At 36.4% G+C, this 22,917-nt stretch carries 14 protein-coding genes and 2 pseudogenes; 6 read left to right on the top strand and 10 right to left on the bottom strand.

Annotated elements, in window-relative coordinates; genetic code table 11:
- Nucleotides 1–287: 287 nt before the first annotated feature.
- Both F6K23_RS18655 and F6K23_RS18650 read right to left on the bottom strand, forming a co-directional pair.
- Nucleotides 288–1,303, bottom strand: a pseudogene (locus tag F6K23_RS18655) (IS701 family transposase).
- Between the two features lie 231 nt (nucleotides 1,304–1,534).
- Nucleotides 1,535–6,928, bottom strand: coding sequence for an AAA family ATPase (locus F6K23_RS18650; RefSeq protein ID WP_367267745.1), 5,394 nt, complete (start codon nucleotides 6,926–6,928; stop codon nucleotides 1,535–1,537).
- A gap of 167 nt (nucleotides 6,929–7,095) precedes the next feature.
- Between F6K23_RS18650 and F6K23_RS18645 the strand changes: the two genes are divergently transcribed.
- Both F6K23_RS18645 and F6K23_RS41900 read left to right on the top strand, forming a co-directional pair.
- Entirely contained in the window at nucleotides 7,096–7,326 is a 231-nt protein-coding gene (locus F6K23_RS18645; RefSeq protein ID WP_293158592.1) for a hypothetical protein, read from the top strand.
- 489 nt (nucleotides 7,327–7,815) lie between these two features.
- A pseudogene (locus tag F6K23_RS41900) lies at nucleotides 7,816–8,049 on the top strand (transposase); the annotation flags it as partial.
- Nucleotides 8,050–9,477: 1,428 nt separating this feature from the next.
- Here F6K23_RS41900 and F6K23_RS18635 read toward each other — a convergent pair.
- The 4 genes from F6K23_RS18635 to F6K23_RS18620 form a co-directional block, all read right to left on the bottom strand.
- Nucleotides 9,478–11,670 carry a hypothetical protein gene (locus F6K23_RS18635; RefSeq protein ID WP_293158590.1) on the bottom strand — a complete coding sequence of 731 codons (2,193 nt, stop codon included), beginning with the start codon at nucleotides 11,668–11,670 and terminating at the stop codon, nucleotides 9,478–9,480.
- 794 nt (nucleotides 11,671–12,464) lie between these two features.
- On the bottom strand, nucleotides 12,465–13,805 hold the full coding sequence (locus F6K23_RS18630) for a cytochrome P450 (protein WP_293158588.1): 1,341 nt from the start codon (nucleotides 13,803–13,805) through the stop codon (nucleotides 12,465–12,467).
- Between the two features lie 92 nt (nucleotides 13,806–13,897).
- Nucleotides 13,898–15,178 (bottom strand): NAD(P)/FAD-dependent oxidoreductase, encoded by a 1,281-nt coding sequence (locus tag F6K23_RS18625; RefSeq protein WP_293158586.1) that lies wholly within the window; start codon nucleotides 15,176–15,178, stop codon nucleotides 13,898–13,900.
- 365 nt (nucleotides 15,179–15,543) lie between these two features.
- Entirely contained in the window at nucleotides 15,544–16,497 is a 954-nt protein-coding gene (locus tag F6K23_RS18620; RefSeq protein ID WP_293158584.1) for a glycosyltransferase family 2 protein, read from the bottom strand.
- A gap of 242 nt (nucleotides 16,498–16,739) precedes the next feature.
- On the opposite strand from F6K23_RS18620, the gene F6K23_RS18615 reads away from it, so the two are divergent.
- The 4 genes from F6K23_RS18615 to F6K23_RS18600 all read left to right on the top strand — a co-directional run bounded on the left by F6K23_RS18615 (nucleotide 16,740) and on the right by F6K23_RS18600 (nucleotide 21,130).
- A complete protein-coding gene (locus tag F6K23_RS18615) occupies nucleotides 16,740–17,078 on the top strand; it encodes a hypothetical protein (RefSeq protein ID WP_293158582.1) in 339 nt (112 codons plus the stop codon).
- Nucleotides 17,079–17,123: 45 nt separating this feature from the next.
- On the top strand, nucleotides 17,124–18,014 hold the full coding sequence (locus tag F6K23_RS18610; protein ID WP_293158580.1) for an ATP-binding protein: 891 nt from the start codon (nucleotides 17,124–17,126) through the stop codon (nucleotides 18,012–18,014).
- A 562-nt stretch (nucleotides 18,015–18,576) separates the two neighbouring features.
- Nucleotides 18,577–19,266, top strand: coding sequence for a hypothetical protein (locus tag F6K23_RS18605; protein WP_293158578.1), 690 nt, complete (start codon nucleotides 18,577–18,579; stop codon nucleotides 19,264–19,266).
- Between the two features lie 103 nt (nucleotides 19,267–19,369).
- A complete protein-coding gene (locus F6K23_RS18600; RefSeq protein ID WP_293158576.1) occupies nucleotides 19,370–21,130 on the top strand; it encodes an ABC transporter substrate-binding protein in 1,761 nt (586 codons plus the stop codon).
- A 71-nt stretch (nucleotides 21,131–21,201) separates the two neighbouring features.
- On the opposite strand, the gene F6K23_RS18595 is transcribed toward F6K23_RS18600, so the two are convergent.
- The 4 genes from F6K23_RS18595 to F6K23_RS18580 all read right to left on the bottom strand — a co-directional run bounded on the left by F6K23_RS18595 (nucleotide 21,202) and on the right by F6K23_RS18580 (nucleotide 22,557).
- Complete coding sequence (locus F6K23_RS18595) at nucleotides 21,202–21,537, bottom strand: PIN domain-containing protein (protein WP_293158575.1); 336 nt, start codon at nucleotides 21,535–21,537, stop codon at nucleotides 21,202–21,204.
- 125 nt (nucleotides 21,538–21,662) lie between these two features.
- Nucleotides 21,663–21,908, bottom strand: coding sequence for a hypothetical protein (locus F6K23_RS18590; RefSeq protein ID WP_293158573.1), 246 nt, complete (start codon nucleotides 21,906–21,908; stop codon nucleotides 21,663–21,665).
- A gap of 80 nt (nucleotides 21,909–21,988) precedes the next feature.
- Nucleotides 21,989–22,210, bottom strand: a complete 222-nt coding sequence (locus F6K23_RS18585; protein ID WP_293158571.1) for a DUF6737 family protein — start codon at nucleotides 22,208–22,210, stop codon at nucleotides 21,989–21,991.
- A 104-nt stretch (nucleotides 22,211–22,314) separates the two neighbouring features.
- Nucleotides 22,315–22,557 carry a hypothetical protein gene (locus tag F6K23_RS18580; protein ID WP_293158569.1) on the bottom strand — a complete coding sequence of 81 codons (243 nt, stop codon included), beginning with the start codon at nucleotides 22,555–22,557 and terminating at the stop codon, nucleotides 22,315–22,317.
- Nucleotides 22,558–22,917: the final 360 nt, after the last annotated feature.

The raw sequence follows: 22,917 nt of genomic DNA, 5'->3' as shown, positions 1-22,917 counted from the left end.
TCTACAGGAAATTTAAGTTTTTTTCTTGCCTGTTGCCTTCCGGAGCAGATGAGCTGTTGCCTATTTACTATACAAGACCGATGCTACCGGAATGATATCAGACATTTCCCAAAAATCAATGAATTGCGATTACTCCCGAAAAGAAACTGACTATAACAGGACTTACGCAAAGACACTATATATAGTGCATGGCAAATATAGCGATTGCTGACGCAAAGCTCCGCTAACGCTTAGAAAAATTATAGCTATCGCCTAACACTGTTGGTTTTATACCTATTCTTCAAAACCTAAATAACTGTCATTTTAATTGTAGGATATTTAAGTTCAGATACTAGATATTTGGACAATAATTGATGTTTCAGATGATCAATAGTTATCCCCAAAATATTTGCCATTTTTTTCAAATAATTCCAGACTAACATGGCACAAGCTATATGATTTTTTTGGAATTTTGCCAATGTCGTCGGGCAAAATTCCAGCCCTGTTAGTTGTTTAATTCTGGCGTGAAATTCCTCAATTTTCCATCTAGGCGCGAATCTCAAACTCAACGTCATCTGTACTCTGATTACTGAGGTGATTACTCACAATATATTCTGTTCTGTTTGTAGAAACAGTAACCCAGAATAATTTGACTTTTTTGTCTCTTGGAAAACCTTTAATTTTTATAACTTTTCCCGATACTAATTCCCTCTCATTCCATGTTAGTTCTTCCAGTTTTTGATATTTTTTCACACCCCCTGTATCGTCTACTAAACGATTGCTTTTTAACGGGCAATAGTAAATTTTACCTAAGTTATCTATTAAGGCTATGAGTCTTTGGGTTGCAGACCAGCTATCCATTAATACTGTTTTAACTGGTATTTTCTTCTTTTTTACTGCATCAATCATCATATATTCTACATTATCTATTTTACTCTTTTCATCACTTTCTGGGTTATAAATCCTATAATCTACTATCCATAAACGTTCTATGTGAGGATTAAAATATAAGCAATTAACTATTCCTATTCCACGCACTACTCTATGTTCGTTACCACTATACTGACGCCGAACAAGCTCAATATGCATGGGAATACTTTTTCTTAAGAACTGTGTCGTCAAAAATTAAATAACCATCTTCAGTAGTTACAATTTCTTCTCTGACATTTTGCCACAACATCTCTGTTCCTAAATCAATATTTTTTAAATAACGGTTAATTTGATCGTGGCTAACTTGTTCCAAATGGTTAGCAAGATTTGTTAAGGTGTAATTTTTCTGACTACTTATTAAATACTGACAATATTTTATATAATTAAAGTCCATTAAAAAATCTTAATTAAAAATTAATGTTATACTTAATTATTATACAAAATAATCTACATAAATCTCAATCAAATTTTTCAGTTGATGATAATTTTGTTGTGGTTCAGGCGATCGCTTAAAAGATTATAGCCTTAGCGGAGCTTTGCGTCAGCAATCGCTATATTTGCCATACACTATATATAGTGTCTTTGCGTAAGTCCTGTTATAGTCAGTTTCCAGAAAAACCATATTTTATCTAGGAATAATAATTGTAAAAATTGTACCTTCCCCAACTGTGGAATTACAGGTAATCATACCACCGTGTTTTTCTGTGACTATTTGATAGGCGATCGCTAATCCCAATCCCGTTCCTTTTCCTACTTCTTTGGTAGTAAAAAAAGGATCGAAAAGTTGCTTTTGCGTTTGTTCACTCATGCCCACTCCATTGTCAGCTATCGTAATCTTCACTTGTTTTCCATCCGCTTCCGTGCCAATGTGAAGAGTTAGAGAATCTTGAGCCTCACATTCTTCCAAAGCATCAATGGCATTATTAAGTATATTCAGAAACACTTGATTTAATTGTCCGGCATAACATTCCACTAAAGGTAATTTTCCATAGTTTTTCTCCACTTGAATTTCTGCTCGTTTTTCCTGTTTTTGCAACCGATGTTGTAAAACCGTTAAGGTACTTTCAATCCCTTTATGTAAATCTACACGTTTTAATTTTGACTCATCCAGACGTGCAAAGGTTCGTAGGGATGTCACGATATTTTTGATGCGTTCGCTCCCATTTTCCATAGATTTTAACAGTTTTTCAAAGTCAGAACGCAGGAACTCTAAATCCATCTCCTCCATTGCGATTTCAATTTCCTGGTGCGGCTGAGGATAGTGGCTTTGATAAAGGGCAAGTAATTCCAGCACTTCTTCCATATATGTGTTGGCATGGGTAATATTGCCATGAATAAAACTCACAGGATTGTTAATTTCATGGGCAACTCCTGCTACCATTTGACCCAAACTAAACATTTTTTCACTTTGAATCAATTGGATTTGGGTTTGTTGGAGTTTATGGAGTTCTCGTTCCAGTTTTAGAGCTTTACGGGATTCTTGATAAAGGCGGGCATTTTCCAGGGTAATAGCAGCTTGAGCGCAGAGCAATTCTATCACTTCTACCCGGTCTACGGTAAAAGCTCCCATTGTTCGATTGTTTTCCAGATAAACAATACCGATGAGTTTTCCGCGGTCTGATAGAGGCAGACATAAAATAGAACCAGGTTGATTTTCTTTTATATACCTATCTCCTACATAGTCAGTTTCACCTACACAATTATCTAGGATAAGAGACTTTCGGGTACGCTTGACTGTATTGACGATCGCTAAGGGAACTTCCAGGCTGTCTTCAACGGGAATACTCTCTATGGGTTTGGTTTGTCCGTCAGATAACTTGGCTTCTAGGATTAAGGCTTCCTCGCGGAATAACATTAATGCGACGGTCTCGGCACCAGCATTTTCTTGGATGACTTGCATGAAGTTGACGATAGCACCCTTAAGGTTGATTTCTTGGGAAAGGCTGCGGGATGCTTTCATAAGAGAGGCTAAATCTAACAGTTCTCCGGTGGAGGTACTGGTGCTGGACACCGTTCCTTTAGTAAGATTGGTTATGGTATCGTTGGCAGTGCTCCTAAATTGCTGCCGTTGTAGAATGGGAGAGAGCAGTTGGGGATAACGTTTTTCGAGGTCTTCTATTTTTGCTTTGGCTCCCCACTGAGCGTAACAATAATAGGCATCCTGCATGTAGGTACACGCTATTTTTTCTTTACCCCAGTTGAGATAAAATTTAGCTGCGAGTTCGTTGGCAAGAGCTTCTTCTTGAATGTATTCATTTTCTTTTGCTCCAGCAATAGCGTGATCGTATTGCTCCATTGCTTCAGTTTTATTGCCCAACACCCGATATGTTTCTGCTTCAATCAAATGCCATTTGTGCAAAAAATTGGTTGGTGCATGAATTGCTGCATTCTGCAATATCTTCTGATTAGCTGCAATTTTTTCCAGCCTCTTTTGGCGTTCGCTTTCTGGTTGGGAGCTGAATTCGGCTAACATCACCAGAGATTGATAAAAATAAAAGAGAGTCACCAACGGAGTTGCGGTAGCACCTGCCAAGCAGTTCTCTGCATTGTCAAGACTCTCAAATGCACCATTCCAGTCTTGAAATAAATAGCAAAGAAATACCCGAGGAATGTAAAAATAACTTTGTGTTGTCAAATCATTGGCTTGCTTGCAAAGAGGCAGCATTTTTTCTTCATCATAAGCTTCACCGACTATCGCGCAAGGATTTTGAGAGTTACCCAACAAGTTATCAACTATCTGACGATATATATCAATCCAATTCTTAGAAGTTTCCTTGTTCATGCGTTCTACAGCTTTACTATTAACTAACATTTCTTTTGCCAGCTCAGATAATTCTTTGCCGCTAAGATAGCTATAGTATGAATAAAAGGCAAGAGCATAGGCTGCAAATTGAAGGTCTCCAACTTCTAAACAAATTGTATAGGCTTCTTTAAGATTTTTGATGCTATTTCTTAAGTGTTCTTTGTAATGCTGGATATGATTAGTCATCATGTAAAAAGCCCGACCATAGGCAACTGCATTACTTTGGTGTTCCAGTTGGAGTGCTAGTTTGCCAAATTGATATCCTTGTTCGATGTCACCAAAATTGTTACATGACAAAAAACCTTGAAAGCAATACCCACTAGCAGAAACAGGTGAGTTGCCGTACCGCAGCGATAAATTAACTTGCTCAAAAGTAAGTAGTACCATCAACATTGGGTCGCATTTGTAAGTAATAGGACTTACATAGAATAAAAGTCTCATCGCTGCTAGCATCTTAGGGTTGGTCATCACAGGTAGTTCTGCTAAGGTGCTTGGATGGCGATCGCCCAAAGTTGCTTTTAAATCATTCCACCAAAGCTCAATATCCGAGGAATTTGTTTTTTTAGGAAACTGCCGAATCCCTAATTTTTCCAAAACCATCATGCCAGTATCAACTGCTTCCTGAAAGCAAGTGCGATCTTCTAATGCCTGCATTTTGACCTCATAAAATTTGATAGTATCGAGCAAAGCACGAGCATTGTTCAGTCCCACCTCGGCCAACTGCTCCATTTTTTCCAAGTCACCATTGAGATAAGCGGACTCACAAGCCAACTCGTACAATGCCAAGGTCAGTTCGTAATCGCACTCCCAACTATTTTCGCTCAATAATTCGATTCCCAACAATAAATATTCAATGGCGGCTGCGTAAGCTGTTGCATTTTTGGCTTTGCGTCCTGCTTGTAAATTTAACTCGCACAGTTGTTTTTTATCTTCATCTGTAGCGATTAAACCCGCTCCTATATTCAGATGATTGATAATATCAAAAATTTTGTCTTCTAAGTTTTCTTCTGATGTAGAATCGAGCAGCAATCGACCAATGGTTAGATGGGTTTGCTGTTTCCGTTCTTCGGGAATTAGAGAATAAGCAGCTTGTTGAACGCGGTCGTGCAAAAATCGATAACCCACTCTAATCCCCTCGGCATTATCCTCCTGTTTTTCCCATTCTTGAAAAAACTTATAGGCTTCGCTCTGGGGTAAAATAAACCCTTCTCGCAGAGCATTCCACAGAACAATGGCGACTTCCTCTGGTGGAGTTTGACAGATAATGGCTAAGGTTTCTAAATCAAATTGATTGCCCATACAAGCCGCTAATTTCAACACTGCTTGAGTAGCTTCAGGCAACTTGTGCAATCGGGAGGCCATAAATTCCACAACATCATCCGTCAGAGCTGCATCTCGTACCTTCACCAAATCGCATTCCCAATATCCTAAATTTTGGTTAAATTCAATCAACATATCCTCATGCAATCCTTTTAAGAATTGAGTGGTGAAGAAGGGATTGCCTTGAGTTTTTTGATAGACTAAATCTGTTAAAGGAGCGGCTAAATTCACAGTACAACTAAGAGTTTCAGCGACCAGTTGATTGATATGAGCAACAGATAAGGGAGCTAGAGTAATGGTTGAAATTGTTGTTTGTTGTTTATCCAAATCCCCCAAAGTCAACATCAACGGATGGGCAGGAAACACTTCATTATCCCGATATGCTCCCAACAGCAGCAAATATCCACTCTGATTATCTCCCATCAGTACTTTCAGCAAGTTTAACGATGCTGAATCCACCCATTGCAAATCATCAAGAAACAGCGTTAAGGGATGCTCAATTGTTGTGAAAACGGCGATAAATTTTTCAAACAGCAGATTGAATCGGTTTTGGGCCGCATTGCCAGAAAGTTCGGGGACAAGAGGCTGTTCTCCAATAATCCTTTCGAGTTCGGGAATAACATCAATGAGAACTTGCCCTTGCTCTCCCACTGCTTCTAGGATTTTTCCTTTCCACTTTTGCAATTGGGCATCAGATTCTCCTAGTAATTGCCCCATTAAGTCTCGGAAGGCGATGACGAAGGCAGAAAAGGGAATGTTCCGATTGAATTGGTCGAATTTTCCTTTGATGAAATATCCTTTCTGTCTGGTGATGGGTTTGTGAACTTCATTCACCACGGCGGTTTTTCCTATACCTGAATATCCTGCTACTAGCATCATTTCCGATCTTCCCCCCTTACCAAGGGGGGTTGGGGGGGATGCTACTCTTTCAAAAGCATTGAGCAAGGTTTGTACTTCTTTTTCCCGTCCGTATAGTTTTTCGGGAATGATAAAGCGATCGCACAAGTCCCGCTCTCCTAACTCAAACTCTTCAATTTTTCCCGTTTCTACCCATTGCTTCCTGCATTTCTCTAAGTCATGTTTTAATCCCAAAGCACTTTGATACCGCTCTTCTGCATTTTTCGCCATCAACTTCAGGACAATATATGAGAGGCATTTCGGACATAAAGAACCCTCTAATACCAAAAACTGACTCAGAGGCTCTGGAGAGACGGCCAGATGAGCATGAATCAGTTCTAAGGGATCATCACTGCTAAAGGGTAGAATTCCCACCACTAATTCATAAAATGTGACTCCTAGAGAATAAAAGTCGCTGCGATAGTCAATACCTCTATTCATCCTTCCGGTTTGTTCTGGAGAAATATAAGCTAGGGTTCCTTCTAAAACATTGGGAGTTTGTAAACTTGTTTGTTCTTTCGGCAGTAACGATGAAATACTAAAATCTATTAATTTTACTTCTTTTGTTTCTGGATGAATTAATATATTTGCTGGTTTGATATCTTTATGAATAATGCAATTTTGATGGAGATGGTGCAGAATTTCTGTTATAGATAGAGCAATTTCCCAAAATTGTTTGAGGGATACAGAAAATTGACGCTGATATTCTGCGAGGGAGATGGCTCCTATATCTTCCATGATTAGAGCATAGCCATTCTTGTAACGCAAGAGGGAGTCTGGTTTGACAAGACCGGGGATGTCTAGATTTTTGGCAATTGCGTATTGATTTCTAAACTGCACTAATTCATTAAAGGAAGGATATTCGTTACCCATCAATTTCATAATTACGGGTTGCCCACTATCGATATTTCTACCGCGATAGACTAGGGTACGTTGGCTTTCGTGGATGAGTTCAAGGCTTTGATAATTAGCGACTTGAATTGTTTTTGTCTCCATCATTTGGTTCTGCTTTTTCGTATTTGAGTCTAATTTTTTTGCTCCTCAGCCTCAGTTTACTTCATTTTTTTCCAAAATTCCAAGTATTAGGTATCTCTTTCAAAAATTAATAATGAATAATGAATAATGAATAATTACCTCTCCATGAATTGAAGAGGATTGACAAATTCATGATTTTTTTTTATTATCCCCTTAAAAGGGGAGGCGCATACCCACAATTTTTCGGTAAAAAATTTGATAATTTATTTAAAACCAAAGCTCAAACAAAGGGATTTTGTTATTATTTAGCGGGATTACTTGGAGAAAGCAAAAGGAAAAATATTGCTCAAATGACCAACAATTTTATTGGTGCTTCGTACAATAATATATATCATTTTATAAGTTTTGCGATTGGGGAATGAAAGCGTAATAAATGAACGTCGTTTACAAATAATGAACAAAGGTAATCAAACAAAAATTAGGCATGGATTTGCTCTGATTATTGATGCCATGCGAACATAGGAAAAGTGTTCAATAATTGATAATGGATAATTGATAATTACCTCTCCCTAAAAGGAAGAGGATTGAATAAAAGGAAAATTTTTTCTCTCTTGGTCGATTGGATATGGCGAGGAGACCCGCTCTTATCAGAGCCGCTCCGAATTGCGCCATCCCCCGACCGCTTGTTTCTCCTTTAAAGGAGAGGCTTTAAAGCTTAATTATTCGGTAATTTTACTTCGGGGGTAAGTAGACAATATCTTGGAGAAATTGGTAAAATAGACAATGGAGTAGTCATAGTGACAACTCACTTATATGATGGAGTACGAAGTCTACCTTTGGATGTGGAATTATATCAATCTTCATCTTCTTTTCCAGAGGGAAAAGAAGATAAATAATTTGTAAAAAAACCGGACTTGGCACTCAAATTAATTCATCAAACGTTGTCCAGAAAATATCGTCCTGGTGTAGTTTTAATGGATGGAGGTTATGGTAATAATTCTTCATTTTTAGAGGTACTAGAAAGGCTAAACCTTAACTATATAGGTGGTTTTGCCAAGAATCGCTTAGTCAGTGTTATCGCTCAAAAAATCAGTAAAAAAAACGGACAAAAAAGGTTAGATGAAATAGCATTATCTTTACCTTAAAAAAATTTTCAAGCAGTAACTTTAGAACAAGATATCCCAAAAACAGTTTGGGTAGCTACTATAGAACCCATTTGAGATCTATATAATTATGGTAGCCAAGTCTTTTCGCGCATCAATGAGTGAGGAAAAATCTGAAAAGGAGTGTTGAATTTTTTGTATTATTTCTCCCCACATCTTCCCTCTTCCCTCTTCCCTCCTCCCTCCTGTCTCCTGTCTCCTGTCTCCTGTCTCCTGTCTCTTGTCTCCTAGCTAGAAAAATTTAATATTTATGAAGATACGCTTAGGGGTTCTATAGAAGCAGAAATCAAAGGTCTAACTGGTCAAATAACTATTGCTATCGTCATGAATAATAATTCTGTAAAAGATGCAACTGAAATTGATTATTTAATTACAAATAAACAAGATAAAAGTGTGACAGTAGAATGGATAGTTAAGACCTTTTCTTAGAGAAACTACATTGAAAAGTTTTATAGAGAATCTAAAGGATGCTTGGGTTTAAAAGAGTATCAAGTCAGAGATAAAACCAGTTTAATGCGTCACTTTATTTTAGTTTTTACAGCCTATACTTTCATTGTATACCAACAATTAATGGGAGAGCTGAGAAAACGTTATTCTCATAAACCTTTGACAAATTTCACAGAAATCTTAGAAGCATTTCTTACCGAAAAATTGGGTTTAAAGCCTCGCCCTTGTAGGGCGACTTTTTATTTTATGTGCAAGTGAATTGAATATGTGGTACAGTGTTATTAGTTGCCGGGGGGCACTCGGAAACTCGTGCGCGGACGTGGAGGGAAGCGTTAGACTACCGCCAAGGAAGCAGCACCCTGTGTTAGCGGCAGCTATGCGAAGCAAAGCGTCAACCCGCCGAGGAGCTACGGCTCAGTAGGAATCTCCGTGCCTTTAGGCCGGGGAGGATGTCAAAGGTGTTCAATAATTGATAATTGATAATTACCAAAAAATGAGGGTATGTGCCTCCCCTTTTAAGGGGATGAAAAAAATATTTAGTTCAGTATTTCAAGCCTCCGACTTCAGTCGGAGGTTCACTGATAACTGATAACTGATAACTGAAATGACCTCTCCCTAAAAGGAATAGGATTGATCTGGGGGTAAACCCAGGTATAATCCATTTTATATCTAGAATAGAGGCTATTATTTTTTACTTTTTTCCAAAAGTCAAGTTATTTTGATAATAAAAAATCAAATCAATTATCACACAGAAATTATCATTTATTTCTCCCTATTGCCTACTACATACTACCTCTTTTCTGGAGAGTTCTATTACAGCGCTTTTCAGATTGATGAACCACATCGTCATAACCAAAAGGGCGAATGCCATTTGCTTCGCATAACTATCGTTAACGCCCCTACTGTGGTCTACTGAAATGAAAACCACTGTAATCTAAGCATTCCGCAGGAAATGCTTACCTATTAATTAATAAATTGTAGTAACTCTAATTGATTAGCATCAGCAACTCTCTCTACTAATTTTTGCCATTCTTTGAGTGAATTTGAACCTTCTCCCATAGGTTTAAAATAAGTAGGCCAAACTTGCGATCGCACTTCATATAAAAACACAGGCCATTCATTTTTTATTTCTTCTCCACGCAATACTTGATCGACAAATTCTTCTACTGCAGCAAATACGGCTAATTTTGGTTCTGATGATAAATCTGCTAAGGCTTCTTGACATTTATATACTGTTTCTTGGTGCAATTGTTCTAAATTTTCTAGCACTTCTTCAGCGGTGGGTTTAGCAGATAATCGGAGGGAAGTATCGTCAGGAGTTAAGTCATCTAAGTGTTGTCTAATTCGGTAATGAAAATTTACTTCATAAGACATTTCAAAATTCCATAAATTCTGGAAAGCTCTGCGTAAATTAGGTTGTAATTCAGACACTTTATTCTGAGCAATAACTTGCAAAAAATCTGCTTCTCTAGCAGTAGTTAAACCTCCCATTTTTCCTTGTTTGGTTAATATTTTAGTTATTTGAGACTTGGCATCATCAATTAATTGTTTTAACCCATTATCTAGAGAATTAAAATGTCGAGTTAAATGAGTCCTAATTTTATGTAAATATTCGGCATAAACAATTTCCCAGGAACCCTTTTCCCGATGTCTAACCTTAATCTCTTGTAAACTAGGAATTCCCGGATCTTCTTTACAACCTTGAATTGCTACCTCTACTTGTGGCTTAAAAAAGTCTTCATCTACTAAATAACGTTGCTGCTTAAAATTATCCAGTAATTCCATTAACCCTACCGATAAATTACTCATCAACTGATTATATAAAGGTAGAAAAACTCCCATTTCATTTTGATTTGCAGTCGGACTTGCTAAAGCCTGACGCGCCTTTTCTATTTCTACCTCTAAAATTTTTTGTAACTCCACCATCCGCTCCTGACAAGAGGAGGCATATTGTCTATCTAAACTCTGAATTTTAGTAGCTAAATAATTTAAAACAGTATCTAATATTTTCATATTAGCTGCTTCTACATCCGCACAATTAGCAATAATACAATCCACTAAATTCAGATGTTTTTTGCTCAGGTCGCCAGCCAAATCTTGACAATTATTCAAATTATCACCATTAGCCGAATTAGCATTAGTTTGATTGAGAATCATAAACGACCACAAATCCAAAGGCAAGTCTATAATTGCTGCACTAGCTGTGTCATAAAGTCGTACATCAACATCTGCCCAATAGTCACCTTTAGCACTAGGCATTCTCACAAATAAAACAGCATCAATATCCTGACTTAATGTCTTAATTAATCGTTCTTCATCTCCTACTCCAGTATCCCCTAATCCCGGCATATCAACTAAAGCAATTTGCCCAACTTCATTATTAGGAAAGGGGCAAGTTATTTTCACTTCTTTTACTGCTAAATAATTGAAAAATATGCGCTGGCCGTCGGCAGTATCTTGAGCCACATATTCCCGAATTTCATTACTAGAAATACGCCTGGGTGGAGAATTTAATAACCCCACATATTTATCAATATTAGTATGATATCGAGTCAAATGTTCGTACATCGCACCCGGTTCCGCATATCCAGGCAAATTTTCTGGTAATGGTGGCAAAGGTTTAGAAGCAAACTCAACTAAACTATTAGGTTTAACACCTAGATGTAGCTTTTCATAATAGGGAGCAATAACATCGTCAATAAACGACCGCTCCGAATGAAAATAAACCTCACCGAAAGTCGTAACATTAGGGTTGTGATGAATAGTACTACGAACGCCCGTACAATGTTGGCGATCGCCATCGGGAATTTCTGTGGCAGTCAACCCCGTTAAACTTTGCAAAAGGCGACTTTTTCCTTGTCTAGCACGACCCACCACCCCAATATTCAAAGTGTCGCGGGAAAAACGTACCTTCAGTTTTGCTAACGCTTCTAACTCTGTAGCAATTTTTAGTTGTAGCGCCAGAAAATCTATTTCTGCCAGTCTACCTTGAATTTTCCGGTCTTCTATTTGGGTAATTAATTTATTGCGTTGAGATTCGAGAGCGTGTAGCGCTGAGGTAAGTTCCCTCAAATTTTCCTCTGTGCGTTCAATTTTCTGAGCAAGGGGACGACGTTTATCGATAATATCGCTAATAGTTTCACTTCTATTTCGCATAGCCAAATTCCTCTATGAATATTTCAGCAGAATTAGAGGATGGTAATTTGGAGACTTCCAATATCCTTCTCTCTGAATTTAGCTACAAATTCTCCCCCCTCGCTTCCGGTTAAATTTTAGTAATTAGTAATTGGGAATTAGCAGTTTGGAAATGGTAGTTAATTGTGATAGAACCCCTGATCGTATCTTCATAAATATCAAGTTTTTTTAGCCTTGAGTCAGGAGACAGGAGACAGGAGACAGGAGACAGGAGGGAAGATGTGGGGAGAGATAATACAAAAAATTCAACACTCCTTCAGATGATTTTTCCTCAAAATTGATGCGCGAAAAGACTTGACTACCATAATTATATAGATCTCAAATGGGTTCTATAGGAATTACGCACCTGCAACGCATTTCCTTCATTGCGACCGACAGGATTTATCGTTAATATCTCTAGTTTTAGCCCACCTGCGACAATAACACCATAGAATATTTTTTTCTACTTGATCGATCAAAAAGTCGCCTGCTTATGGGTTAGGGGAAGAGACCCAATTTTTTGGTAAAGTTCTAGTGCAGGATGGCAGAAATAACTAATATAATGTCCGCTAGTATTGTTTGTGTAAAACCAAGGGTGAATATCTAAAGAAAATTTAAGTTTTTTCAAGCTTTTAAGCCTTCTTCCCTCCTCCTTCTTCCTTCTTCCTTACTTTCGCTATACAATACCGATGCTACCGGACATGATATAACCAGTTACAAAATCCTAAAAGCCTTACCAATCAATACTTTTGACTTTTGACTTCCGCGTAGTGGCACTAGCCTGAATTTTTCATCATCAGTATTTTTAAACCAGAGCGAGGGTGTAAACTGGGAATCGCTGTAAGTGATAAATCTTGATTTGGCTCCAATTTCCACTGATAATTACGCAATAGTAGAGAAGCAAAAATCTTGATTTCCATTTGAGCAAAAGCATAACCCAAACAAAATCTGGAACCTCCACCAAAACCAACTAAACTATAATCCATCTTCTTATCTTCAGCTCTTTCTGGATGAAAACGCTCTGGATCGAATTCTGAAGGATTAGTATAAACTCTTTGATCTTGGTGAGTTCTTTCGATGCGATATAATACTTGCCAACCTTGGGGCACATAGTAACCGTTGTAAGTAAAAGGTTTAACCACACCTCGAAAACCTCCACCAACAGGAGGATATAGTCTTTCTACTTCTTTGAGGACTTGCTCTAAATAAGGCATTTGTTTGAGTTGCTCATTACTCAACTCTCCCTGCTGCTTTAATTTTTCTTGCTCCGCTTTTGCTTGTGCTAAAATATCAGGATGTTGCGCCAATGCCATACATAGTGAGGTAAACATTGATGTTGTGGTTTCATGTCCGGCAAATAGCATTAGTAATGCTTGTACTTTAATTTCTTCCAGACTGAGACTGTTCCCTTCTTCATCTCTAGTTTGAATTAATAAACTTAGTGCATCTTGAGTTGGATTTTTTTCTCTTTCTCTGATTTCTGCTTCTATATGATTCAGTAAAAAATCTCTCGCCTTTAACGCTGAGGTATAAGTAGTAAAAGGTAGCCTAATGGGTAAAGCAAAGAAACCTGCACTTAGTTCGCTAAATTTTTGAGACAAAAGTGCAGTTTTTGTTCCTGGTTTACTACCTAAAAGCAATATACTCGCAACTTCAAAGGTCATCTGTTTCATTTCTGGTAGTAAAGTCAGATGTTTCATCTCAGACCATTTCACTAAATAACGATTGATAATATCAACCATAGTGGCAAAATAATTCCTTAAAGCTTGTCCATGAAAAGCAGGCATTAATAATCGACGGTTTCTTTGATGTTCTTCTCCTTCTTGCAAGAAAAGAGATCTGCCTAAAAGTTCGTGAAAATTTTTCGGCCAACCGTCACGCCAAGAAAAATGGTCAAAATGAGTGTGGAGAATAAAACGGTTTGCTTCAGGGCCGATCATTACAATTGTAGGACGACCTAATATATGAGTTTTGAAGATAGTACCGTATTTTTGTTCTCGTCGATCGGCGAAATTACGATCTCTTAGAAAATCAAGAGTTTCACCAATTAATGGCAGCCCAAAACTACCAGGGGGTAAAGGATGAGTATTTTCTTCTGTCTTTTTAAGAGTTTGCATTTTTATACTTTCGTGTGTGATTTTATTGGTAGTGTACCATTGTCAGAAAAATAACGTGGACGAGATGGAGCATTTGCACAATAACCTACGATTTAATTCTGCATTGATTCTTTAACTCGATTAATCCAGCCTTGACTTTGTTTCAGCACTTCAGAATAGGGAAGTTCACTCTCCATTATTAACTCCATTGGCAGAGGATTTGTCAGCAATGGAAACCAAGGTCTTAGCTTCTTACCAACGGTCAGGCGGAAAATGAATTCTAACATCATAGGTTTTGAGCGCGGAAAGGTATAATCTGAAAGCTCTCGCAAGGCATGAACATCTGATAGTCGCTTGGCTGTAAAAGCTGGAAGCGCTTCTTCCCATTTATCCTCGTACCGATCTAAACATTGAGCAAATACCTGCACGTCTTGTAGTGAAGCATTACATCCCTGTCCAATGGATGGAGAAACTGCATGGACAGCATCACCAACAAGCAAAATGCGATCGCAAACGTGCATCCGGTCACACTTCACCGTCATAATTTTTGATACAGGCCGTTGCCGGAGGACAGCAGCATCTTCTAACCGCATCATAGGTTTGATAAATGGGATATTCTCTTGAAAATAGGCTAGAACTGCTTCATCAGTAGTGCAATTTTCCAGGGGATTATTATCTGGGGAAAAGATCAGCGTTCCATGAAGCCAGTCGTCAGGTTGAGGAGCCATAACTAATCGAATTCCTTTGCCCAAAGTTGAGGTGTGAAGGCAGTTTCCTGCCAGCTCTACTGTTTGATCAGGCGCAATTCTAGGAACGTGCAATGATTTGTATACATCTGGGATAAAATCATATTGACATTGGATATCCGATCTAGCACTCAATACCTCCCGTACCTGGGAACCCACTCCATCTGCTCCCACCAGACGGTCATATTTAGTAGTAAACCTTTCTCCATTGTTGGACTGGAGGATCGCCTCCTGACTTTCTAGATTAATGTCAACGCAGGAACAATCAAATTTGACCTTCACCAAATCCCTACTATGCTTCTCTAGCAAATGTTCCAATAGCACCAAATTAAGTTGATTGCGGTCAATAAGTAGTGAAGGCATCTTCCGGTTAATCCGACGAGGTTGGCCCTGCTTGCTATAAATTAAAACTCCTTGAGACCAAACTCCTTTTTTTGCTAAAGCTACTTTCAACCCAAGAATCTGATCGATAGCATTTAAGCCCCGTGACTGTAGAGCAATTGGGAAGGTACGCTGATTTGATTGTTCTGCCAATCGAGGATCGAGCCGACGCTCATAAATCTCAACCTGGTAATCTCTTCGACTGAGTAGATAGTGGGCTAGCAATAATCCTACTGGGCCAGCTCCAATAATTATAATCTTTTGCATTTGCAAGTTTCCTTTTAGCCAGACTAAACCGAAAAACTTTGTGTTATTCACACGTCGGTAGTTTGATTGAAGTATTCTGTTTGTTTACTGATTCATTATCTTTAATTAGTAAAAGATGTTCCAGTTCCCGATCATTCATAGCTCAATTTACTAATTACCGAAAAATTGTGGTTTAAAGCCTCCCCTTTTAAGGGGATAATAAGCGGTCGAGGGATGGCGCCATTCGGAGCGGCTCTGTCAAGAGCGGGTCTCCTCGTCATATCCAATCGACCAAGAGAAGAAAAAATTTCATGATTAGTCAATCCTATCCTTGAAAATAATTAATAATTATTAATTATTAATTATTAATTATTAATTGTTGAACATTATCCATCAGTAATTTTCTGCATTTTATTCTTAGATAACTGGCGACTAACAGAAGAAACTGCCCTCACAGGAATCTCTGTTAATTGAGCTAAAATTAGATTCCAGAGGTAGCCATATTGAGGATTATTTTTCAGTAATAAAAGTTCGGCAAATACATAAAATCTTTTACTTCTTTTATATTCAGGAGGATTATCTTCAATTCTAATTTGTTCTGGTTTAGGCAATTTATGACCGATAATTTTTCCTTGCTCATAATACTTTGCTTGAATAGATAGCCCTAATAATCTATCCAAACACCAAAAAGGAAAATATTTAAAAGGTCCTGACAAAATCATCGCATCTCTAATATCTGCCAAAGTTGCTTGTACTATTTCATTTTTCCATACCTTTTTATCAAAGTTTTCTGTATGCCATCCTTTATGATCTTTTCTTTTCCCTAACAGACACAAGGGGTTGAATTTATTCTGCAAAGGAGCTATGGGTATTTCTACCATATAATTTGGTTGATTCTGTAAGTTTTGGTCTCCCGTTCTTACACCACAAGTATTCATTTCATCAATATTAAATATTGATTCCCATGGAGATTTTAAACTAGCCTCATCACCGTATTTTACATCTTTTCTATTAAGCCTTAAAACCCAACTATCAGGATATTTAGTAAAATATTGTCTGGTTATTTCTGCAATATCTGGATGCAAAAGTTCATCACAATTTACTGTTAAAATATATTTTCCCGAAGCATTTACTAACCCAGTCATTCTTTGAATTATTTCTCCGCGAAATGAACTATTTATTTGTTGCATTCGGGGGTCATTAATTGGCAGTTTTTTCATTCCTGGGGGGTGGGATAAAATTAATTCCACATCTCCATTTATTTTTAAAAGGGTTTCGATCCAATATTCAGGAAGACCTTCTCTTGTGGGTACTACAATTGATAATATTGGCTGAGTCATTTTTATGTATATGAGTTAAGAATTTTAATTATATTTTAGCAAGTTTATTGAGCCTGAGTCAATTAAGAAGTGATTTTCAAAATTAAAGCTCTGATTAAATTGTCTTTATTTCTGACATATTTTTACTTTTTATTTAGTAAAAAACTTTGGACTTATCAGCTAGCAGCGGAGTTATAATAATGAAAATACCAAAAATATTGTCTGTAAGTCCTTCCTTCTTCAAATTTTCAAGTCAAGATGTAATGGTAAATCCAAGAAATCCTTTCACTGTAGGCCAGCCAGTTGCTCCAGAAGCTTTTGTGGGGCGGAAAAATTTAATAGCAATAGCATTTGACCAAATATACAACCGCAGTAATTTAGCGATTTGGGGTGGCCCTGGAATGGGAAAAACTTCTTTCCTAAATCTGCTGACATCTGAGCAAGTCTGGCAGTCAGAAGATATAGATCCATCTACGGCAGTAATTGTTTATCTAAATTGTCTAGAAATTAAGCCTTTCATGCCTGCTATTTTCTGGCGAAAAATTATTAGTTTAATTAGAGAAAAAACTAAAGATGATACTATTCTACAGCCTATAGTTTGAGATTTACTAAAAAAGCAAAAAATAACTAAAGATTACCTGCGCCATGTGTTGAAAAAATTAGGTCAGCAAAATAAATTTTTAGTTCTACTTTTAGATGATTATGATGCGACTTTTCGTTCCCATTCTCAATATACCGAAACTGACGTAGAAGTATTTTTAAGTGAGTGTAGAAATTTAGCCTATCACTCCTCGGAAAGAAAATATTTATCAATGATTGTAACTTCAATCCGACGCCTGAATGAAACTGGTCCTAGTCTGACACCAGAAAAATCTCCTTGGTATAATCATTACGCATTTCAACAATTAAAACCACTTAATCAGAAGGAAGTAGAATTGTTGCTTAATAAAATGAAAATGCCACCTGGACTATGGGATGGAATTCAAGAAATTGCTGATGGAAATCCACTATTACTACAAAATGCCGGATTTCTTTATTATCATAAAATGCGCTCTGGAGAAATACCTAGTACTGAGATATTTGCTAGAGAGTTGATAGCAGCAACAGAGCATTTTTTTCAAGATACATGGCAGCTTGCTAATGAATTAGAACAGACTTTATTAATGCTAATTGCATTGTCTAATTTAGAAGGTCGCGTGCAAAAAAAACGCTATAATTTAGGTGATGTTAATATCATTTTTAGTCAAAAAGAACGAGAGTTAATTGATTTAGAACAAAGGGGAGTGATTAAACGAACTACAGAACAAGAAAAAACAGTTTATTCATTTTCTTCAACAATTATGGAGTGGTGGGTAATTAAAGAAATAGAAAAGACTAATGCAAAAACACTTAAACAGAGAGAGAAAGTATTTCTCAATTTTATGAGTCATCAACAAGCAAAAAAAGTAACAAATGTAATTAAGTATTTGTCAGAAAATAAAGAAGCTATAAAATCTATAGTGAAATGGGTAAGCAAGCTAGCAGCATACCTTGCATAATTTTTATAACTCTTTAATTATATAGTAATTAGGAATCAGATGTGAGAATTGAGGTGTTTCTTTAAAGCATAGAATATAGCAGTTATCTTATTCTTATGTATTCGTTTCTTCCCTCCATACCTATTCCCTATTCCCTTAAACAAAAGTCTTCAATATCTCACAACTAAAATCATATTGCTATATATAGAAAAGGTTATTTTTCTGTTAGTTGGTAATAGGCCAGTAGGCTCAGTTAGACGGGTAAAATTTAGACTATTAAAGGGATTTAACAATCCGTCGTAACGCACCATGGCATAAGTGTCAGTCCAGTAAGGTGCTTTAGATGGTTAAAATTTAGACTGTTAAAGAGATTTAACAATCCGTCGTAACGCACCATTGTATAAGTGTCAGTCCATTAGGGTACTTTAGATGGCTAAAATCACTCGGTAAAATAGAAATGGTGCGTTACATTTCATTAACGCACCATACTAGGCTATAACTCCTTAATTGTATATAGAAAAGGTTATTTTTATCTTAGTGAGCAATAGTAAAAATATCGTTACTACAGAAACTAATAATTAATATGACAAGCGATCTGCCAAAACTAGCTTTGTTGTTTAGAAGGGCACCTCAGCACAGAATCGGATTGTTAGACCCATTAAGTGCTCAAAGGTTAATTATAAATCCTGTTATTGGATTGCTACAGTACGATAGTAAAGCAATAGACAAAATTATTAGCATTTCAGCAGGACATCCCTACTTCACACAAGCTATATGCTCTGCTCTGTTCGTGCAAGCACGGGAGAACAACAAAACTAAAGTTTTAGCTCAAGATGTAGCTAAAGCGATCGACGATGCTATTGAGTTGAGTGAAGCAGGCTTAATTTGGTTTCGCGAGGGATTAATGATTCCAGAAAAAGTTGTATTTTCAGCAGTAGCAACATCTCAAGAAAAAGCCAAGCAAAATAATCAGTCACGACCAGAAGAAGCATTAAAGCTACTAAAAAGTTTTGGAGTAGAAACAGATCAACTGCATTCGGCAAAACAGAATTTGAGCAAAAATGATTTCTTAGATGCAGACGGGTATAAAGTTACAGTTGAGTTTGTTCGTCGTTGGTTAGTCAAATATTACCCACTACAGTCAGAAATATGGGAATTGGAAAACCTTGAGTCAGACGCTTGTGACTACTTTGAAAAAGCAAAACGATGGCGTCATTTCAGTTATCAGTTATCAGTTATCAGTTATCAGTACCTCTGCAATAAGGAGGCTTGAAATCTGAAATATTCTCTTTTTTTATCCCCTTAAAAGGGGAGGCGCATACCCAGAATTTTTCGGTAAACAGGGAAATATAGACAATGAATCGTCCAACTATCGTATGGCTTTAGACCTTAATCCTAATCATTTTAGTGCTTTATTCCATTTGGCTGAAGCATACCGGAAAAATCAAAAATTTCAGGAAGCAATAAAATTATATGAGCGAGCTGACAAAATTAATCCACAACGTACAAAAGAGGGATATATAGAATCATTGCTCGGTTATGGCGATCATTTAATTCAAAAAGGTTTGATCGAGAAAAATTTAAGCCTAGTGAAAAAGCCATACGAAATGGTCTTAGCAATCGAATCTAACAATACGAAAGCTCTAGAGAAACTTAAATACCTTAGAGCCAAGGAAAAACCTATAAATATTCCAACTTCTCATGTAAAAAAGTCGAAGCAAATTCCAATTAGTTTGGTGATGTTTATAGCAACTTTAGCCGTTCCTATACTAATTGGAACAGGATTTTTTTTTGGAGTTAAAATTCAACCTGTTCTAGATTCTGAACCAGATAATGAGCAGCAAGAAAGAGAAAGATTTAGTAGTGGCGAACGCACACTCTTTTCCAATAGTTATGAAACAAAACATAATGATAATTTTTTAAACTGTAATCAAGAATTCCAAAGCAAGAATTATAGTGAAACTGCTAATTGTTTTGCCGCACTTGTCAAAGACTATCAAAATGAACCAGAACCACTGATTTATCAGAATAATAGCCGAGCTTATGAATTTGGTAATCCTCTAACTCTAGCAGTGGTTGTACCAGCAGATACAGAAAGTAAAATAGCTAAAGAAATATTGCGAGGTGTTGCCCAAGCACAAAATAAGTTTAATCAAGATCGGCCATCAAATTCTAGATTACTAGAAATTGTTATTGTTAATGATAGTAATGAGCCGACAATATCCAAGAAAGTTGCGCAAGAAATAGTGAAAAATAGACGGTCTATTTTAGGGGTTATAGGACATAATTCTAGCAATGCTAGCAAGGCAGCACTAGAAGTATATAAAGCACAGAGAAAAGCACAAAAATTAGCAATGATTTCTCCCACCAGCACAAGTACAGAATTGAAAAGTGATATTTTTTTTAGAACAGTAATTAATAACTCAATGTTGAGTCAAAAACTAGCTAAATATGTTAAAAAATTAGGTATAAAAAAAGTTGTAATTTTTGATAACGATCAAGGTTCATATAGTCTAAGTCTCAAAGAATATTTTGATTTTCACTTAAATAGCAAGGAAATTATTAAGGTAGATTTGAAGGAACAATCCTTCTATTTAGAATTAGCAGTTAAGACAGCAGTAGAAAGTCAAATTAAAGCTGGTATGCTCTTCGCTGATGTAAAAACAATTCACTCAGCAATTAAAATTGCCACAGCTAATTATGAATTGCCAGAAAAACAAAAATTAAAATTACTTGGTGGTGATAGTCTTTATAATTGCGATACTTTAAACAAGGGCAAGCAAGCAATTCAAGGTTTGATTTTAGCAGTACCGTGGCATAAAAAATTACCAACAGCAAAACCATTTGTAGATGGGGCAAAATCTATATGGGGAGGAGAGGTTAGTTGGCGTACTGCTACCAGTTATGATGCAACTAAAGCTTTTATTTATGCTTTATCTAATTCTGGCAATAATCCAACTAGGTCTAAAGTTTTGGAAAAACTTAAAGAAGTAAATCTTCCAGCGAATGAAACATCAGGACAAAATTTGAGATTTTCTCCAGAAGGGGAGCGCGAAGGTGAAGCTTTCCTGGTTGAAGTTGTTGAATCTCCCAATCCAGCTTGTTCTGATTTAGATTTTCGTTTAGTAGAGGAGTAGGAAATCACTTATTTAATTTTAAACCAAAATAAGGCCAGTTTTAGGATCAGAAAGTTAGTTGAAAATTTTAATCAACACCTCCTAAACCTACCTATAAAATTCAATATTAACCAGATAACTGAAGTAACAAAATTTATGTCATCCAAGTAGCACACCCACAACAAAAAAAAATCATAATCTTCCGTCCAAATAGCAGCAGATAAAACTAATGCTAAAGCCACAGCTTCCCAATCGTTAGGATCTCTAGGAATTCTCTTTCTAGCTTCAGTTTCTAGATGAGAATAAAAAGAGATTGGCATTAAATTTATTTGAGTTTCAATTATTGCCAATGCTATTTCTATTTGCTCCTCTCCAGCAGATTCGCTTAATCTTCCTTGATTAACTATTATTTTTACTCGTTGAATCAACTCATACTCTGATTATTCCTTAGTTTTTTCTGCTAAGTAAAGTTCCATTTGAGAATTTCTTAGTAACTCTCTTCCTCGCTTTCGTAATAATTCAGCTATTAAAATATTAGCATCAAGAACTAATTTCATTTCTGTTTTGATTTCTTTGGTGCTAGAGCTTCTACTAATCCTTCTTCATCTAATCCTGTTTCTACTATTACCCTTTCTACTGCTTTATCTAAACGTTCCCAGAGTGCATCAACTTCTACTTTATTTTTTTGCACAATAGGATAAAAGTATCCTAATAATTTACCATGATTTTCGATCGCTAAAGCTTCTTTTCTTGCTATTAATATCTCTGTTTGTAACTGATGCAATTCTACTTTTTTCATGGTTAACCTCTCATTTTTATTGAAAATAAATTTTGCCACCTAAATTATGCTGAATATATGACTCTAAAAATCAATTTTTATCACATTCTTGATTCTGCGATTAATTTCGGCCAAATTAGTATAAAAAATCCCATCCAAGTCAATATTGGAATAGAGATAATAACTGTTAACCAAACAATTCTAAACACTAACCAACTACCACTAATAATAGTTATTCCTGTCAACAATATTGACCAAGGTTGACACCACCAAGGTTTGTAATTCCAAGGGTTAAACTTTTCTTGTTCAATTGAATTTTTCATAAATAATAAACGAAGAATAAGGAAGACAAAAAGTGAACTCAACTTGCCGAAAGTAACAAAGTAACAAGGAGAAAGTTTTTTTATTAGTAATGAATCAAATTTGATTAATTAGAATTTAAACGTTTGGTAATTTGTTTAATTATGCCACTGAGAATTGCACCTCCCATCAAAATTCCGATAGCTGGAGTAAATACTGGTTCCCATAATCTATGCCAAAGATCCAGACCTAAAGCCACTCCAGAATAACGACCAATCACAGCGATCGCGAACCAAGCAAAACCAATTATTACTAAAAATACATCTGCCACTAAAAATGTATCTAACCAATTGAGTAATTTGTCTTTCATTGTTAGTAATTTTCCATTAATATTTTAAGTTATTATACTATAAGTAGATAAATAACATTATTTATATATTTACTCATCTATATTTTTTGTTATCTATTTTAAGCTATTATACCAATTATTATGTAGAAATTCCACAAAAAAAAATAAATATTTTACTCCTAAAAAGGAACGAATCCAATCCTATTATCTACTTATTTCTATTATTTTTCCTTTTTATGTTCTTGATTACGGATTCCAACTTCAGTTTTTCCTTTTTTCTTTTCTTTACTAATATTACATTGCTCGATCAAATTGGTTTTATACATTTAATATCATGTGCCCCCTTCGGGGGAGCTACGCTTACAGTAGAACAGTTATAAT

The organism is Okeania sp. SIO2C9 (genome assembly GCF_010672455.1).
Taxonomy (GTDB): Bacteria; Cyanobacteriota; Cyanobacteriia; order Cyanobacteriales; family Microcoleaceae; genus Okeania.
Note: the sequence above shows the minus strand (reverse complement) of the source record. Positions and strands in the feature narration are given on the sequence as shown.